The organism is Chitinophaga sp. (assembly GCF_039596135.1).
GTDB lineage: Bacteria > Bacteroidota > Bacteroidia > Chitinophagales > Chitinophagaceae > Chitinophaga.
Genome location: NZ_JBCNKH010000107.1, coordinates 1 through 18723 on the forward strand (window position 1 = coordinate 1; position 18723 = coordinate 18723).

The 18723-nt window shown below is 46.7% G+C and carries 11 protein-coding genes; 7 read left to right on the forward strand and 4 right to left on the reverse strand.

Annotated elements, in window-relative coordinates:
- Together ABDW16_RS29825 and ABDW16_RS29830 are read left to right on the forward strand one after the other, a co-directional pair.
- The coding region (locus ABDW16_RS29825) for a cobaltochelatase subunit CobN (RefSeq protein ID WP_343674962.1) at positions 1-3384 on the forward strand (3384 nt) is incomplete at its 5' end.
- A 25-nt stretch (positions 3385-3409) separates the two neighbouring features.
- Positions 3410-4933 carry a S41 family peptidase gene (locus ABDW16_RS29830; protein ID WP_343674963.1) on the forward strand — a complete coding sequence of 508 codons (1524 nt, stop codon included), beginning with the start codon at positions 3410-3412 and terminating at the stop codon, positions 4931-4933.
- A gap of 4 nt (positions 4934-4937) precedes the next feature.
- Here the strand turns inward: ABDW16_RS29830 and ABDW16_RS29835 are convergent, their stop codons facing one another.
- Together ABDW16_RS29835 and ABDW16_RS29840 are read right to left on the reverse strand one after the other, a co-directional pair.
- Positions 4938-5765: a hypothetical protein gene (locus tag ABDW16_RS29835; RefSeq protein ID WP_343674965.1), complete on the reverse strand. Its 828-nt coding sequence runs from the start codon at positions 5763-5765 to the stop codon at positions 4938-4940.
- 67 nt (positions 5766-5832) lie between these two features.
- Positions 5833-6684: an AraC family transcriptional regulator gene (locus tag ABDW16_RS29840; protein ID WP_343674966.1), complete on the reverse strand. Its 852-nt coding sequence runs from the start codon at positions 6682-6684 to the stop codon at positions 5833-5835.
- A 70-nt stretch (positions 6685-6754) separates the two neighbouring features.
- Here ABDW16_RS29840 and ABDW16_RS29845 point away from each other — a divergent pair, with 70 nt between their 5' ends.
- Both ABDW16_RS29845 and ABDW16_RS29850 read left to right on the forward strand, forming a co-directional pair.
- Positions 6755-8527, forward strand: coding sequence for a cation-translocating P-type ATPase (locus ABDW16_RS29845; RefSeq protein WP_343674967.1), 1773 nt, complete (start codon positions 6755-6757; stop codon positions 8525-8527).
- A 71-nt stretch (positions 8528-8598) separates the two neighbouring features.
- A complete protein-coding gene (locus ABDW16_RS29850; protein WP_343674969.1) occupies positions 8599-9657 on the forward strand; it encodes an MBL fold metallo-hydrolase in 1059 nt (352 codons plus the stop codon).
- 101 nt (positions 9658-9758) lie between these two features.
- Here ABDW16_RS29850 and ABDW16_RS29855 read toward each other — a convergent pair whose 3' ends face one another.
- Positions 9759-10181, reverse strand: coding sequence for a hypothetical protein (locus ABDW16_RS29855; RefSeq protein WP_343674971.1), 423 nt, complete (start codon positions 10179-10181; stop codon positions 9759-9761).
- A 339-nt stretch (positions 10182-10520) separates the two neighbouring features.
- Here ABDW16_RS29855 and ABDW16_RS29860 point away from each other — a divergent pair, with 339 nt between their 5' ends.
- On the forward strand, positions 10521-11354 hold the full coding sequence (locus ABDW16_RS29860) for a DJ-1/PfpI family protein (protein WP_343674972.1): 834 nt from the start codon (positions 10521-10523) through the stop codon (positions 11352-11354).
- Between the two features lie 251 nt (positions 11355-11605).
- Here ABDW16_RS29860 and ABDW16_RS29865 read toward each other — a convergent pair whose 3' ends face one another.
- Positions 11606-12442: a helix-turn-helix transcriptional regulator gene (locus ABDW16_RS29865; protein WP_343674974.1), complete on the reverse strand. Its 837-nt coding sequence runs from the start codon at positions 12440-12442 to the stop codon at positions 11606-11608.
- A gap of 71 nt (positions 12443-12513) precedes the next feature.
- On the opposite strand from ABDW16_RS29865, the gene ABDW16_RS29870 reads away from it, so the two are divergent.
- On the forward strand, positions 12514-13428 hold the full coding sequence (locus tag ABDW16_RS29870) for an AEC family transporter (RefSeq protein ID WP_343674975.1): 915 nt from the start codon (positions 12514-12516) through the stop codon (positions 13426-13428).
- A 495-nt stretch (positions 13429-13923) separates the two neighbouring features.
- Positions 13924-18723, forward strand: a 4800-nt coding sequence (locus ABDW16_RS29875) for a hypothetical protein (RefSeq protein ID WP_343674976.1), incomplete at its 3' end; no start/stop codon positions are given.

Sequence of the window (18723 nt, forward strand, 5' to 3'; positions counted from 1 at the left end):
CATGTATTCTCCACAGCCTCTTATGACAGTGCACAGGCGGCATGGCTGGGGCAGTCTGACCTTATATTTGTATATATTCATGCTTCTTCAGTATTCGAACAGGTACGCCCGCAAATATTGCAGGCAGTGGCACATGGTGCCAAAGTATACGTATTAGGTACTACCCCCGATGAAGAGAACTACAAGAAAGACGGCGTCATCTTTAACCAGAAAGTGTTGAGCTACTTTGCGCAGGCCAGCCTGGAGAACCTGAAGAATATGGTACGCTTCTGCCTGAACAAAGACTTCAACACCAATTTTGATTACAAAGATGTGATCCGCTACCCGGAGAATGCTATCTATAACCTTACCACCGATTCGGTATGTAGCAGTTTTGAAACTTATAAGAATACCTACAAGCACTACAAACCCGGCCAGCCATGGATCGGCCTCTATAGTTTTCGATACGAGTTCCTGACAGGACAACATGGTTACATCGATAAACAGGTGGAAGCGCTGGAACAGGCGGGGTACAATGTCATGCCTTTCTTTGGTTTTCCCATGGTGAATGCGTTGAAGCAATTCGGTGCTGAACTCAATCTGCTGGTTACAGCATCTGTACTGACAGGATCATCTACTGAAGCCCTGCAGGAGCAGTTTTCAAAAATGAAAATTCCGGTTATCAGTATTATTCAGTTAGACGGGAGTTACGAAGAATGGGCCAGCTCCAAAACCGGGCTCAGTATCTTTGCAAGAGGAATGTACCTGAGCAGACCTGAACTCACGGGGCAAATACAACCTACGGTCACCAGCAGCCAGGAACTAAAAAATGGGATTGTAGAGAAGACGGTCATCCCTGATCGTGTAAAGCGCCTTGTAGACAGGGTAACTGCTTTGATCAACCTGCAAAACAAACCCAATAAAGACAAGCATGTCGCAATCGTGTATTATTCCAACCCTCCGGGAAAAGATAATGTAGGTGCCAGTTACCTGAATGTACTGCCAGCCAGTATGCAAACGATACTCAATCGCATGCAGCAGGAAGGCTACAATTTAGGTAATGATAGTCTTTCCGTATTCAAAGACGTGATGCGGCAGGGGCGGAATATCGGCACCTGGGCACCTGCTGAAATAGACCGGCTCGTAAAATATGGTCATCCTGTATTGGTGCCGATGGAAGAATACCAGCAATGGTTCTCTACCTTAAGCGTGGCATTCCAAAAACAGGTGATTGCCAAATGGGGAGCACCTGCGTTTTCTAAAATCATGACCTGGCGGGATGCACAGGGCAAGGCATACTTTGTACTGCCTGCTGTACAGTATGGCAATATTATGCTGATGCCGCAACCGGCCCGGGGCTGGGACCAGGATGTAAATACCATGTATCATGATATCACCTTGCCGCCGCATCACCAGTATATTGCTTTTTACCTGTACCTGAAACATCAGTACCATGCAGATGCACTCATTCACCTGGGCACACACGGTACGCACGAATGGCTGAGCGGAAAGGAAACTGGTTTAAATGATGATGATGCACCTGAAGCACTGATCAATGACATGGTGAATATCTATCCATATATTGTAGATGATGTGGGTGAAGGTTTGCAGGCAAAGAGGAGAGGGATGGCTATTGTGATTGATCATATGACACCGCCATTTGATAGTGCAGGTTTAAATCCACAGATGAAAGAATTAGGCGCACTGATCAATGAATACATGGCTGCAAAAGAAAAAAGTGAGGTATTGGCGAATGCAAAGCTGGCGGCCATCAAAGCGCTCAGTGTACAGCTGTCTCTTACAAAAGAATTCGATAAAGGCATTCAATCGCTCGAACACTTCGTACAGGAAACAGGGGAGCAGCAAACTCCCTTTGGCCTCCATACCTTTGGGGTTTCGCCATCCGATACCAACCGCAATGTCATGGCCAGTGGCCCTGCAGAAATGAATGCACTCATGGATGCCCTTAATGGTAAATACATTCCGGCGGGTCAGGGCAATGATCCGATTCGTAACCCGGCTTCTTTACCTACGGGAAAAAACTTCTATGCATTTGATCCATCTAAACTACCATCCAAAGATGTATACAAAGCAGGTAGTGAGCTGGCAGAAGAACTCATTGCCCGCTGCGATACTTTCCCCGAAAAGGTCACTTTCAATCTTTGGTCTACAGAAACTATCCGGCATGAAGGCGTGATTGAATCCCAGATATTACGCCTTATGGGAGTAGAACCTACCTACGATAGCTTTGGCAGGGTAAGTGGTGTAAAGCTTGTGCAGTTAAACCGTCCGAGGGTGGATGTGGTGATCATTCCTTCGGGTTTATACAGGGATATGTTTCCTAACCTGATGGAGCTCTTAGACAAAGCGGTATCTCTTGTCAAAGAAGTGGATGAACCGGGCAATTATGTGCGCAGGCATATATTAGCAATGCAACAAAAATTAAAATCACAGGGAGTAAATGACTCGCTTGCTGCCCGGCTGGCTGCTGTCAGGATGTTTTCTGTGCCCAGTGGTGCTTACGGTACCGGCCTTGATGATGTGATTCAATCTTCAGGTACCTGGAACGATGACACACAGGTATCTGATGTATACTTCAACAGGATGAGTCACTTATACGGCCAGCATTTTTGGGGAGACAAAGCGGAGGCGATTGATAGTACCCTGCCAGGGAGTCTCAGTTTGCAATTGATGAAAAGCACCCTCTCCGGCACACAGGTGGTGGTACACAGCCGTTCGTCCAATCTGTATGGTGCACTGGATAATGATGACCTGTTCCAGTACCTGGGTGGGACAGCCATGGCTATCAGGGCGATTGATGGCAAATCGCCGGCAGTCGTTATTTCCAATTTAACTAAAGGTAAGGGGGTACAGGAATCGCTGGATACCTACATCGACCGGGAAATGCAAAGCCGCTACCTGAACCCGGCATGGATTGACAAAATGCTGCACGAAGGGTATGCCGGTGGCAGAATGATCAATAAAGTAGTGGCCAATGTATGGGGATGGCAGGTCACCGTACCCGAAGCGATAGCTGAAAATGACTGGCAGCAGTTGTACGAAACTTACATCAATAGCCAGCGAAAAAAACAATTTGCCGAAGGGCATAATTTATATGCTTACCAGGTGATGATTTCCCGTATGCTGGAAGTGGTGCGGAAAGATTACTGGCACCCGGATAAGGCGGTGACTAAAAACCTGGTGCAGGAATATATCCAGACCATGCGCGAAACCGGGTTGTCCTGCAATGAAAATGTATGCGGAAATGAGGCCTTGTCTGAGTTTGTAAAAGGACAGATCACTAACCGGAAAGACCTGGATGACTTTACTAAGATACGACAGAAGAGTGAGCAGAAAGCTCCGGATGCACAGTTACAGTTTCAGTCAGAAAAGCCGGGGTTATAGCCGGCTTTTACCTACATTTGCAGCTATGAAAAATGTACTGTTATTGCTCCTGTTATTCCAGCAGGGGGTAAGCGCACAATTGATAAGGAAGGATAGCCTTCAGAGTTACAATAGGACCCTACAACCCGGAGAGATGAAATCTGACCTTCAAATTTTCCTCGACATCCGTAAAGCGGCTAATTCGGGCCTTTATCGCTATCGTACACAAAAGCAGATGGATAGCATTTACAAGTGGGCATTTAAGGAGGTCAGAAAGCCTATGACTACCCTGAAATTCTTTCATATAATTTTGCAACTCACAGATTTTGAAGGGAGTTGTCACAACTATACGGAACCCGGTGCGGACCTGGTTGGGTATTTAAATAGACAGAAAGCTTTTTTCCCTTATGCATTGAAGTACATAGGTGGTAAAATAGTTTTCAATACGAGCGGCGTGCAAATTCCTGTCGGTGCCGAAATATTGAGTATCAATGGTGTTCCAGCGGCACAGCTGATGCAATCCTTCTACAAGTACTGTACTACCGATGGTTTTAATATCACGCAAAAACTTTCCAATAGTGTAGATAGAAGCTATGGTATCAGGTACCTGTATGAATACGGTGTAAATGATAGTTTTAAAATTGCCTACCGCACGCAGGGTGGCACACAGGTCCAGACCCTTACTGCGCCTGCCATCACGAATGATGAACGCAATGCGATGTTTACAAAACGCTACAGCGCACCGGTGGATAGTATTACCGACTGGCGGGTACAACCTTCCTATAGTTTTAAGATGGTAAGGCCGAATACGGGCTTATTCAGTTTCCGCATTTTCAATATGGCGAATGATGATAAGGATCCCCGTTTTCCCCTGTATGTAAAATACGTGGATAGTGTCTTTCAGTTGCTGGCACAAAATAACGTGCCCAATCTCATTATTGACCTTCGTGGTAACCCGGGTGGTAGTGATCCTACCTTTGAGCAACCGGTGATGTACCTGACAGATTCAAATTTTAAAGAGAATGCAGTCGCTTATAGCATCTTTGGAAATGGCGTTCCTTACGAGGAATACTTCTGGGGCATTTCCACGGCACAAAAGATGGGTGCTGCAGAAAAAGCAGAAGGCAAAAAGCTCCTGCTGGATTATTTTCCGGCACTGGTGAATGGGAAGAATCTGCAGAACCCCAAATATAACCCGGTCTATCATCCAAAAAGCCCCGGTTACAAAGGTAAATTGTATATGCTGGTGGATGAAGGGGTAGCCAGTGCGGGTTCCCATATGGCGTCGCTGGTGAAGGCATATGCAAGGAATGTGACGATAGTGGGCGTGGAAACGACGGGTGGGTATTATTATCATAATGGACATATGGCCATGGTATATGAACTGCCGAATTCAAAAATAAAGACGAAGTTCTCTTTTGTGCATGTGGAGCAGGATGCGGTGGTGAAACCAGATCAGCCGGAGGGTAGGGGTATTATTCCTGACTATACGGTATGGCCTACGTTTGACGATTTTATGCAGAACCGGGATACACAGATGGAGTTTGTTTTAAAGATGGTAGATCAATAACGATTCAGGAGTTTTTTATCTCCTGAATCATTACGCAAAACTGCTCCTGCACATCTACGCGGAAATAGATAATGCGGATCCCTGTTTTCTTTTTAAACAACAATTTGAGTTCTATTGGCGCCACCAATTCTAATTTCATATTATGTTGTTCCAGTGCACTCAGCAGGGCTAACTTAACCGCTTCAGGGCGCTTGTTGTATGATTTCTTATCAGTTTCAATCTTAAGAATATTGGAAACCGGAATAGTGATCGTCGTCAATAATCCATAGCGCAACACCAATGTATCTTCATGCACCGTCACGGGCCGTAATTGCATCGCCCGGATATGTGCAATCAGGAAAATGATCGAATACACACTTAAAACTAATAAGATTCTTTCTACAATGGGAAGGGATAATTTATGTAGCAGGATAGTAGTAGCCGCTCCTTCAATGAAGAGTAAAAAAATAAAGACAATATAAACGGAAATGATCCCGCCAAATTTGTGGTAAGAGAAACTATATTTATCCTGCGGGGATTTTGTACCTGTAAGCATGTAGTATACCACCGCTATTTCAGAAGAAAGCATTTCCCGCGCTTTATCTACTGAAATCACGCCCTGCAGCGCTGCTGGTATCCGTTCCATAAAATCCTGTTCAGGTTGTTCCTGTGCCAGTATGCGATATTTTTTCACGGTGGTGACTACCATAATGATGACGCGGAGCAATAAGATATCGGCGATCATGCCAGACAGGGCATGGCTGAGGACAGTATTAACAGGCAGGAAATGGGAGAGCGCTTTCAGGGCGACCGATAAGATAAGGAGCCAGGTTAACCAGGAGAATTTTAGCATAGTTCTAAATTACAAATTTTCCCCTACAGCGCCTGCACCCTGTAAAAACAGCATTGAAAAATCCCGCTCACGTCATCACCGCTGTCTTCCTGAACTGTCCTGCCGTCAGGCCCTCCTGTCGTTTAAACAATTTATTTAAATGACTCTCATCCGTAAAGCCTAATTCCTCGGCAATCTGGGAAATAGAGAGGCTGCTAAATCTAAGCCGGCTCTTGGCCAGTTCCAGCTTATAATCTAATATAAACTGCCTGATGGTCTTGCCCGTCTTCTTAGCAAAGTAGGCACCTATGTAATCTTTCGAAAGGTTGAAATGCGCGGCTATGCCATTCAGACTGATCTTCTCATTGTCGTAAATATTATGTTGAATAAACCGGGTCATTTCATACCCGGCAGATTCTACCTGTGCAGGGATTTCGCCGGCTGCCGGCTGCTGCGCATAGCGCGCAATGATATTTAGCAGTAAAAAAACAAGATTTTGGAGCACAACTTCCCGGAAAATACCATTTTGCTCCCATTCTGTCACAATCCTTTGGATGAGTGAACCGGAAAATACCCTGTCTGCCTCATTTAACCCGATGAACCCCTTAAAATGCCCTGCATGCTGAAAAATATATTCCAGCTGGCGGAAGTAATGACTCAGTTCCGGTTTGTCATAACCAATAGGAGAATTTCGGCCAAACAGCGCTGCTGTAAAATCAATAATCACGAAGGAAGACCTGCCAGCCGCGAGAAAGGCATGTTTGTCGGCCGGGGTGAGGAGGAAGAGGTCGCCCTTGCCATAAGGGAACTGATTATCATTGATTAAATGCATGCCACGACCATCCTGTATAAAGATGATCTCAAAACAATCATGCCTGTGCATAGGGGTATGATCTGCAATATACTCCTTGATGGCCAGGGCAAAGTCACTTTTAATCATGCCGGAAAGTTACTGAAATATCTTTGTTTTTTACCTGTTTTCAGATGACGGTGCTGGGTACTTTTGGGTTATGAAACATCATTTATCCGACCTTATCCGGATAGCAGCCGCTGCGATAGCCCTGGGGCTATCCCTCGCCTTTCCGGGAATCATTATCCCTGTTGCCGCCACCCTGATTTGTGGCTATCCTATGTTCAAAGAAGCTTTTGATGCTATCAGGGAGCGTCATATGACCATGGAACTCTCGATGTCGATTGCCGTACTGGCCACACTGCTGGTAGGCCAGTATACGACCGGGTTGGTCATTACCTTATTTGTGCTCGTTGCCGAATTGCTGGAACACCTGATCGTAGACCGGGGGCGCGATGCACTGACAGGCATTGCCGCCCTGCTGCCGCAAACTGCCCAGGATCTGCAACCCGGTGACACGGTGGTGGTGAAGCCGGGGGCCCACATTCCCGTGGATGGAATTGTGCTCAGGGGCAACAGTTTTGTAAACCAGGCGGCTATCACCGGCGAATCACTGCCGGTAGAAAAAGGCCCTAATAGCGAAGTACTGGCAGGCACCATCAACCAGGATGGCGTATTGGAGGTCATTGCTACCAGTATTGGAAAAGAAACCATTTTCGGCCGGATTATAGGCGTCATGGAATCTATCCAGAAAACCCAGTCACCCATTGAAAAAACGGCCGATAAACTGGCTGCAAGGTTGGTTTACTTCGCCCTTGGTGGTGCGCTGATCACCTACCTCGTTACACGTAATATAAATGCCACCATTTCCGCCCTTGTAGTAGCCGGTGCCTGTGGGGTGGCTGCCGGTACGCCACTGGCTATACTGGCAGGCATTGGCCGTGCGGCCCGCGAAGGCCTGGTCATCAAAGGCGGTGTATATTTAGAACAACTGGCACAGGCCGATACAGTTGTCTTAGACAAAACAGGTACTTTAACTTTAAACAAAGCAGTCGTCACAGACGTGACCAGCTTTAACGGCATTGATAAAAGCACGCTCCTGCAACTCCTTTCCACTGGTGAGCAACATTCCGATCACCCGCTGGCAGCAGCTATTATGGATGCTGCACGAAAAGAGAATATCCAGCCCGGGCACTATGATGCTTATAATTACCTGCCCGGAAAAGGGTTAGAATTCTCCCGTCAGCATATTAAATACCGGATAGGTAATTCCGGGTTATTTGCCGAAAACAATATCGACCTGCACCCCGCACAGCAATGGCTGAATACTGCCCGGCAGAATGGGGAAACAACTGTCCTGATCGGCAATGACCAGCATATTTTAGGCGGTGTCCGTATCATGGATGTAGTGCGCTCCGAAGCCAGGGAGGCTATTGCTGACCTGCACGATCATCACATAAAAACCATCCTGTTATCCGGCGATCATACCACCAGCGTAACCGCCATCGGCAAAAGCCTGCACGTAGATGAAGCAGTGGGCAACCGGCTGCCTACCGGTAAGTTATCCTATATAAAAGAGCTGAAAGCAAAAGGCAATAATGTAATTATGGTTGGCGATGGCATCAACGATGCACCCGCATTGATGGAAGCCAATGTTGGCATTGCCATGGGAACCAGTTCCAACACTGCCTTCGAAAGCGCAGATATGGTTCTTACCAACAATGATCTGCGAAAAGTAGCTGCAGCCATTGCTATCGCAAAGAGATGTATGAATGTGATCAAGTTCAATTTCTGGGGTACCATCATCGTAGATGCCATCGGTATTGTACTTGCCTTCCTGGGGTATTTGAGTCCCATGACGGCCGCTATGATACATGTAGGCTCAGAACTGGTTTTCATCTTAAATGCCGCACGATTATTCGGGAAAAGATAAAGTTATTGATCGCCTGTTATTCAATCTCTCCAAAAAAATAGCAACCCTCATTTCCATGAGTTTGTTTAAGTTTGACGAAGAGAAGTTCCAACCATATGTTCAATAGTTTTGGCAAAAAACCAACAGGAGAGCGGCTGTCGAGGATCCAGCAGTCCCCCAACTACCGGGATGGCAAGTTTCAGAACCGCCAGCACACACCACAGATAGCGACAGACAAATCGATGATCAGGCTCCTATACGAGTTCCTGTTCCAGAAAGTCAAAGATATTAAACCTGCTACGCCGCTGCCCTTTGTCCGGACAGACCTGAAGCAGTTACCCGCAGCAGCGGAGCTGTTGATCTGGATAGGACATTCCTCCCTTTATATCCAGACGAATGGCAAAAAGATCATGGTAGACCCGGTGCTTTTGTCTGCATCTCCCGTATCGTTCATGAATAAGCCTTTCGAAGCAACAAACGGTTACGTTCCTGCCGATATTCCAGACCTGGATTACCTGATCCTCACGCATGACCACTGGGATCACCTGGATTACCAGACCGTTCGTGCATTGAAAGACAGGATCAAACAGGTCGTTTGTCCGCTGGGTGTAGGCGCCCACCTGGAACATTGGGGATTCGATCCCGCCCGTATAGCAGAGCTGGATTGGCATGATCAACTGGCATTAGACGGCGGGATCAGGCTAACGGCCTTGCCTGCCCGGCATTTTTCCGGTCGCGGTTTGAATGGCAACAAGACCCTGTGGACGGCTTACATGCTGCAAAGCCGCTCGGGCAATATTTTCATATGTGGAGATACAGGCTATGACACACACTTCCAGGAGATAAAGCAACAATTTGGCACGATTGATTTTGCTATTATGGAAAACGGGCAGTATCATGAGGATTGGGCATACATTCACATGCTGCCAACAGACCTGGAGAAAGCGATTAAAGAATTAGCACCCAAAAAGGTGATGACAGTGCACCATTCAAAGTTTGCCCTGGGCAGGCATGCCTGGTACGAACCTTTAGATAACATTGCCCGTATAGCTGCGGAAAACGGTTTCCCTTTGATCACTCCCCAAATGGGCGAGGTCGTATCGCTGGATGATCCGCAGCAAACATTCTCCCCCTGGTGGAAACCTCGCTGAATAAATCTAAACAGAAAATCTCCCCCTGTTGGAAACACCACTGAATAAATCTAACCAGTCTATCTCCCCTGGTGGAAATAATTGAGTAGCTGCCCGGGATGCTATGCAATCCTGGGTAGCCTTACTGCGGTAAGCACAATATAGCCTGCCAGCTGGCCACTGTCCTTGCAGGACAAATCCTGCAGGATCTCGTTCACCGCCGTGCTTGTACCATAATGTGCCACTACGCCATTTACCACACCTTCCATCAATTCAAGGTTAGAATAACTATAAAATAAAGGCTCGACTTTGATAATAGACCTGAATTCCTGTTCCAGTTGAAACCTGATTTTCTTCTCTACGTCAGGCAATGCCTGTTCATTACATCTCACTGCATTGATGATCACCTGTGTATCCCATACGATTCGCTCTCTTACCCAACCATAGTAGTTTTTTCCTGAAGTAATGATTTGTTCCTGTTTAAAGTTGTAATCGGGAATCAGTTTGTTGATCTCTTCAATGATCTGACTTTTAGAGTAGTCCATTTTAATTGTAGTTTTATCGAAGGTCTGTTTCAAATGTGAGATTAAGACTCTCCGCATTGTTAATTCATGTTCACAATTTCCCCCCTGAGTGATTCTTGTCATTTATAACATAAAACGTGGCATAGGCGGGTTACCAGTTCAACAATTTAGACAATTGTAACTAAATAATCAAAAGCTGCGCATTTTATTTATAACTTGCAGGTGATGCAAATTTTGTTCATAACGGTCTACCTGCTACTGACCGGACCTTACCGGTTCTTTGCATTGTCGGGGTTCCCTCCCTCGGCACGCCTGTTGACGGCTTCCTAACGTTTACGGATAATCATTAAATTTTTATTCATGAGAATGATCTTTTTAGTTGTCTCCTTCTTTGCAGGGGTGGCAGCGCTATATGCGCAAACGCCGGTGGTAAAAGTGGCGGTATTGCTATACCCGGGAATGGAATTGCAGGACTTTGCAGGCCCGGCAGATGTATTTACAAAAGCAGCAGAGATAACACGTGGCGGCTACCAGGTATATACGGTGTCGATGAAACAGGGAGTGGTATATACAGAAGGCCATGTGGGCATCCAACCTGATTATACGATCAGGCAGCTGCCTGAAACTGATGTACTGGTGATTCCGGGTGCACCTATGGCGGTTATTGATTCACTCAGAAAAGACAGTACGATGAGAACATTGATAAAACAATACCAGGATAGTGTCTCTGTGGTGATGTCTGTATGTACAGGAGCTTATTTACTGGCGGAAGCTGGGTTGCTGGATCATCAGAAAGCTACGACTCACTACTTTGTGGCAGACGACTTTGCGGAAGCATTTCCGGGAATTGCAGTGGTAAAAGACGTGCGCTATGTAGATGAGGGAAATATTGTTACAACGGCTGGTGTGACTGCGGGTATTGATGGCGCCCTGCACCTGGTAGAGCGCTATAGCGGAGACCGCATTGCAGGCATGGTGGCAAGGGGGATGCAGTATACCCCACATAGGGAGGAAGTATGGCCGCAGGCGCCTACCGGGATGAACGGGAAGGGGGATGCGGACCTGGTATGCGGGATGGTTGCGATTGATAAAAATGTATATGCTGAGTACAAGGGGCGGCGGTATTATTTCTGTGGGGGAACATGTAAAAAGGCTTTTCTGAGTAATCCGGGCAAATATATACCCAGGCTATAGTGTAACCTTACCATTATAACTTCACTATAAGGGCATCAAAAGGGCACCTCAATATCCCCAGGGATAATGAGGTGCCCTTTTGGTGCTCTTTTGATGTAATATTGGCACTAAGGCCTGGCTATGGCCAGCACCCTGGAAAACGCTGGCATACAGTCATAAAGCCCCGCCCTGTACCGGGCGGTTGCAGGCAGGATGGATGGTCTTAAGTGCGTTAGTAGAACGGGATGCCTTCCCTGAAGGATGAATTGTAATCAGGATTGATGATCTTTCTTATAAGTGCGAAAGGTGGTGCTGGTTTTCTTTTTGAAATACCCCGACAGGTGACTTTCATCCGTAAATCCAAATTCATCGGCAATTTGCCTGAGGGTAAAACCAGCCACTACCCGGCCTTCTATGAGTTTTATCCGGTAGTTGTCAATGTATTCCCTGAAAGGGATGCCGTAGTGTTTTTTGAAGTATTTGCCAAAGTAGTTTTGAGAGATATTGAAAGTCTGAGACAGGTGTTTTACCTGGATCTTTTCCGGTTCATAGATGTGTTGGTGAATGAAGGAGATGAGTGCCTGTTTATCATTGTTCCAGGTGTAGTGAGTATTCATATCGCCCCATTGCTGCTGGAAGAGGGCAAAGAGGGAAAGTACCTGGTAGAAGATGAAAGGGGAGGAGAGTACTTCCCTGCTTTCTTTTGAATCAATGAGGGTTTTGATGGTTCTGAACAAATTTAGTTGGGAGAGGCTGTCCATGTTTAAACGCATCTCTTTAAATGCCTTGTTCCGCATCATCATTTCGGGCTGAAATCTGAGCAGTGCATTGGGCATGAGCATTCTGCGTTCACTAAAGTAACTATCCGTGAATTTAATGACCCCAAAATGCGTTTTTCGTTTTATTTCCAGGTAATGCGTATCCTCCGGAGAGATGAGGAACCAGTCATTGGCGCGGTAATCTACAACGCTGTTGTTCAGATAGTGCCTGCCGCTGCCGGTGAAAATGTACACAATCTCATAATAGTTCTGAGAATGAGAGGGTTGGTGAAATTGCTCTTTGACAAACTCCTCGATCACTAAAGCATCAAACTGCCGAAGTTTTTTCATGGCCTAAAATTACAAATTTATGGTGCCTTTTTGCAAGTTAATCCAGGGCGGTGTTTGCCAATTTTGCATACATGGATAATTTTATATTAATCGCTGTCTGCATGCTGGCAGGCATGGCGATGCAAAGGGCTAAATTATTGCCTGCAGATGCCCATAAAGGAATCAATACCTGGTTAATGTACCTCGCACTGCCCGCAGTTTCGCTGAAATATATTCCTACCATCACATGGTCGTTGTCTATGTTGTTTCCACTGGCATCGACAGTGATCGTGTGGGCAGGCAGCCACCTGTTTACAGCTTTATATTCCAGGCGTAAACGATACGGGCAGCGATCCAGGAGTACACTGGAACTGGCCAGCGGGTACAGTAATACCTCTTTTATCGGCTTTCCGCTCATCATTGCTTATTTCGGAGAGCAATACCTGAGTATTGCTATTATTTGCGACCAGGTGCTGTTTATACTGTTGTCTACAGCAGGAATTATAACGGCGATAAAAGGAGATCGTAAGTCTGGTGCGCAGGTAGAGGTGAAAATGATCCTCAGGAAGCTGTTTACCTTTCCGCCATTCATTGGTTGTATTTCGGCACTGACATTGCCGCATTTTTTCAACCTGGCACCAATAGAACCGCTTTTCGGAAAACTGGCAGCAACGGTAGCCCCGCTGGCATTGTTCTCTATTGGAATGCAGTTGCGGTTTAATGGCTGGGAAAAACAGCGGGGGCAGTTGTCTATGGTATTGTTGTATAAGTTGCTGATAGCACCGTTATTAGTGCTGGCAGCGGCAATCATTACGGGGGTATGGGGAGATGTGGCGAAGATCAGCATTTTTGAAGCGAGCATGCCCACGTTCATCACCGCCAGTGTGGTGGCAGAACAGTTTAACCTCAACTTCCGGCTGGTGAACCTGATTATTGGAATCGGAATTTTATTGAGCCTGATGTCGACGTTTATGTGGGCGAATATCCTGCAGTATGTATATGGCTGATTTTTATGCTGCTGGTGGGGGGATTGCATCCCTCCACATCAGCACATCATTATTCATTTGATAATGAACTGCTTTGAAAGTAACTGTCATAACACATTTTTATAAATCAACAAAACCAGCACCCCAAGCCCCTTTCACTCCATTAGAAAAATCCGCTCTCCTAATTACGTATAGATGAATTAGTTACTAGCTTTTACCTTATGAATGCCTGAAATATAACATATAAAAATTATTAAATACAACTAATTCCCGTTAAATTTGAACGATTATTCAGCATTCCCTGCCTATGATTAAAAAATACACCTTTCCTTGTTTTGGAAGGAACAAAGACTATTTCATCTTCCCGGATCTTTCTATCCAGGACGCCTTATCCCAGTATAACTAATGCGCTGACATTGTTGTGTTTTACTTAATTAATTGAAGATGAAAAGGTTTTTGTTTTTATTTGCTTGTCTGTGTGTGTGCTCTGCAGTTGCCAGTGCACAAACTATTTATATGAATGTTCCTGATACTGTCTGCATGTCTACCAACAATGGGACATCTGATCAGGTTAAGTTCACGAGTATCAATGCATACCTTGCGAGCGGACAAACCGGCAGTACCGTCTGGACCATTAAGACACCCGGCGGCACCGATGTAGACTATTCTATCCTGTACTCGTCAAGCACGTCTACGGTCAAGGCAAATCAGCTCACATCCAATGCGCTCACGCTCCAGTTTCTGAACGCGGGGACCTATATCTTTACGGCAAGCATGACGTACAGCAATGGTACCGTGTACACAAAGAGTGATACGCTGGTTGCTGTAGACTGTACTATGCCCACCTGTAATGGTGGCAATGCCGCGATGCCTGGTTTTTCTGAAGACTTTGGCACACTGGCCAGCAATGCCGGTAAGAAAGAGTATTCTCCGTCATCTGCCATAACTTACACCTATGATGGTTCTGCTACTGTGGCTATGGCGGCAAACAGTTATGCGATTTCTAACACTACACATTGGGCAGCCGACTGGATCACTGCTCCTGATCATACAGGTAGTAACCGGGGTGGCATGCTTGTAGCCAACGTTGATGCAGGAGCCCGTACCTTCTTTACCAAGGAAGTGACCGGGCTTTGTAAAGGCGCGGTATACAATTTTAGTGCATGGCTCATCAATGTAGATAGTTCTATCACCCTTACCAAAAATTGTACTGATTATAAATACGCCGGCGTCACTTTCCAGGTCCTGAATGCGGCCGATACTAACCAGGTATTAGGGCAGTTTAAAACCTATGCCATATCTATGAACCTGGCTGGCAGACAATGGCAGCGATATGGCGGCACATTGATCATACCTTCAGGTATAACTGATGTGATTGTACGAATTAAAAATAATTATCCTGGTGGGTGTGGTAACGACATCGCTATCGACGATATTGAATTTACCTATTGTAGCCCTGTAATCACTGCCTCAATCGAAGGTAATTCCGAAAGCCTGAGAGAAGTATTGTGCGAAGGTGCACCTACTATACTGACTTCTTCTTATACCCCTACAACTTATTTTACAAATGCTGAGTACCAATGGGAAATGTCTGACGATGGTGGTGTCACCTGGTTCAACGTGCCATATGGTACTGCTAATAACGATACACTCGTGATCGCCGCAGGCGAACTTACCGGCACCAAAGATGTTGCCGCTGATTACTACTTCCGTGTGCGGATCTTCGAAAATGGTTCGTCTTCCGAAACCTGTGCTGCACCTTCTTCATCTGTAAAACTCACCATCCTGCCAATGCCGCAACTGACGCTCACCAAGAGCCAGGTGTGTGCGGGTGCTACTGTAGACCTGCAGGCATCAGGTGGATTTGACGAATTCAGATGGAGTGATACGAGTTACATAGGCCCGACCCGTTCTATTACCCTGGTAGGCGATACCTCTATTACCGTATATGGTTATGTATTTTATGGTGTAGACGGTGGCAAAACATGTGTGGATTCAAACAGTGCTTCTATTAAAGTAGACGATGAGCCGGTTGTAGAAATCGGGGCATCTGCAACTACCTTGTGTGTAGGTAGCAGAGTCACATTGTTTGTGAATGATATACTGGGTACGACTGCAGATTCTATTTTCTGGTATAAAGGTGTACCAGGCACGGGTGAGTTACTCGCTGACTTCAATGGCCAGACATCTATGATCTATAATACTGAGTCAATAGCAGATAGTGTATTCTCAGTCAGGGTAGTGCAGAATACCTGTGAAGTTACTTCGGCGCCGTTCTACCTGCACCTCACTGAAATTCCTGTACCTGATCCCGGTAAGAGTGTGGCTGCATGTGTATCTGACAATTCAACGGGTAGCTTCGTTATGACCCGTTCGCAGATAACGGGTACTACAGGTGCCTGGCAGATCATTGGTATTGAAGGCCCTGGAATTTCAGGGGCCACGGGCGATATCAATTTTGATGATTATGTGACTATGAATAAGAAGAACCCGAAAGCCAATGTAACCCTGACCAATGTAGGTACCACCGTATACCTGCAATGGAAAGTAACGTCAAATACAAATAATGCATGTGTGGGATATGCTTATGATACGCTCACCTGGCTTTCAGAAGCGACACGTGCTTATGTGGATAGTGCGATGACACAGTGTGGTACTTCCAATGTATTTACCATGGCTGCCAATGAGCCAAACATAGACCTCACCGGCGAGTTCGAAGAAACCGGTACCTGGACCATACTGTCCGGTACAGCTACCATTGCAGATGTAAATGCCTATAATACAACAGTAACGGTTCCTGCGGGCAGTTTCCAGGATGTGGTATTGCAATGGAGCATTACCAACAAGGTAGGATGTGGTGCCAGCTATGATACAGTGACCTTACATTATAAAGATATACCAACGGCGACCCTGAATACTGTGACGGCGTGTGCTGCTGCCGGTACATTTGATCTGAACCCTGCAGCAATTACCGGTGGTCCGGTTTATTATGCCATCACCAGTACGATGAGTGGGTTCACACCAGTGCCGGCTACGGCTATTACCACATGGCCGGTGGCGGTGAGCTTCCCGACAACTACTCCGGCTGGTGTATATACTTTCCAGCTGACCATTAGTAATGATAGCCTGGGTTGTACAAATACCATTCCTTTCACCCTGAATGTACAATCAGGCTCTGTAGACCCTACAGGCGTAACCGTAGGTTCTCCGGTCATTTGTGAAAGCGGTACGACTACACTGACAGTAGAAGGTGGTAGTCTTGCAAAAAATGCAGATGGTACAGATGCGGCCAACTGGGTATGGTATGCAGGTGGTTGCGGTACTGGTACTGCAATAGGCACCGGCGCTACCATCACAGTACCGGTTACGGCTACCACTACTTACTATGTAAGAGCAGAAGGTACAGCTACCTGCGCGGGGTCAAACTGCGCAAGCGGTACTGTAACAGTATATGATAAACCAGCTGATGCGGACGCCGGTCCTGATGCAAGTCATTGTAGTGACTCTGTATTCGTGATGAGTGCAAATGCACCAGGCATTGCTACCGCAACAGGTGCATGGATGGTAGCCAGTGGTACTGCAAGAATTGCGGATACCACCAGCAACACGACTACTGTATATATTCAGCCGGGTAACACAGCTACCCTGACGTGGACCATTACCAATGGTGCATGTGTGACTTCAGATAACGTAACAATTTCAAACTACGCATTGCCGGGTACTGTCAATAAAGGTGTAGACACTATCAGTCAATGTAATACCACATCGTTCGTTATGTCAGCAACAGGTACCGGTAACTGGAGTTTCCTGTCGGGTACTGCGGCTACGGTGAGCGATGCTACCAGTCCAACCGCCACCATTACACTGCCTGCAGGCGATACTGCGTCTGTGTTCTGGAATGCAACAAATGGCCTGTGTACAAGTATAGACAGCTTCTTCCTGCGTAACTATGCAGTCCCTGAAGATGCCAATGCAGGTGCTGCCCAGACTCATTGTAACGATTCGCTCTTCCACATGGCAGCTGCGACATCTGTTTACCAGGGTACCTGGTCAGTGCTGAGCGGCACGGCTACCATTGCCGCTGCGGACCTGCACAACCCAACTGCCGATGTTATTGTATTAGTAAATACGACCGCTACCTTACAGTGGGTCCTGACCAATGGATCCTGTACAGGTAATCCTGCAACTGTTACCTTAAGCAATATCGGTGGAGTATTGGGTAATGCCATCTCCGCCGACCAGGTGCTGTGTGCATCTGAAACACCAGCTACCCTGACGGGTACCACCACCGTGAGCGGGGGCGATGGCACCTACGGTTACCAGTGGCAGATGAGCACAACAAATGCGACAACTGGTTTCTACAACGTAACTACGGGTACCGGTGGTACGACCGCTGCCTATACACCTGCGGCCATCACTGCAGATACGGTATGGTTCAGAAGGGTAGTGACCTCCGGTTGTAGCGGCAGCGCTATCAGTAATGTGGTGAAACTGCAACGCATCAGTACACCACCGGTAGTGATATCAGTACCTGCTTCTATCAATGCCAGCTGCCTGCCCGGTAATGACTACACCACGCTCTTTGGCACACCGGTGTTTAGTCATGCGCCATATACAAATGAGGCACTGACCGTTACCTACACAGATAATACGGCTACGCCAGATGTGTGTACCACAATTATCATGCGTACATGGACGGCAGTAGACCGTTGCGGGCTGACTGCTACCGCACAGCAAACCATTACTGTAAAGGATACTACAGGACCAGTGTTCACCACTACAGCGCCGGCAAATGTGACGGTAAGTTGTGACAACATTCCTGCCGCTGTATCTCTCACTGCAAATGATCTATGCTCCGGAGCAGTGACCGCGGCGCCAATTGAAGAAAGAGTAGACATGCCGGGTCAGTGTACTAATAATTATTACCTGGTTCGTAAATGGGTAGCGGTAGATAATTGTGGTAATGCGAGCGATACCCTGAAGCAAACAATTACCGTGAAGGATACAACCGGTCCCGTGTTCGATGGAACCGCTCCGGCAAATATAACTGTAGATTGCGACAAGGTGCCTGCAGCTGTTACACTCACTGCAACAGACAATTGTACGGCAGGTACGATCACCGTAACACCGGTAGATACCCGCCAGAATATCTCTGGCAGCACTTGTGTCAATACCTACCAGATTACCCGTACATGGTCTGCCATAGATGCCTGTGGTAATATCTCCATCCTGAAACAGATCATCACGGTACAGGATACAACGAGACCCGTGTTCTCTGTTACGCTGACAGATACCACCGTGAATTGTGACCAGGTG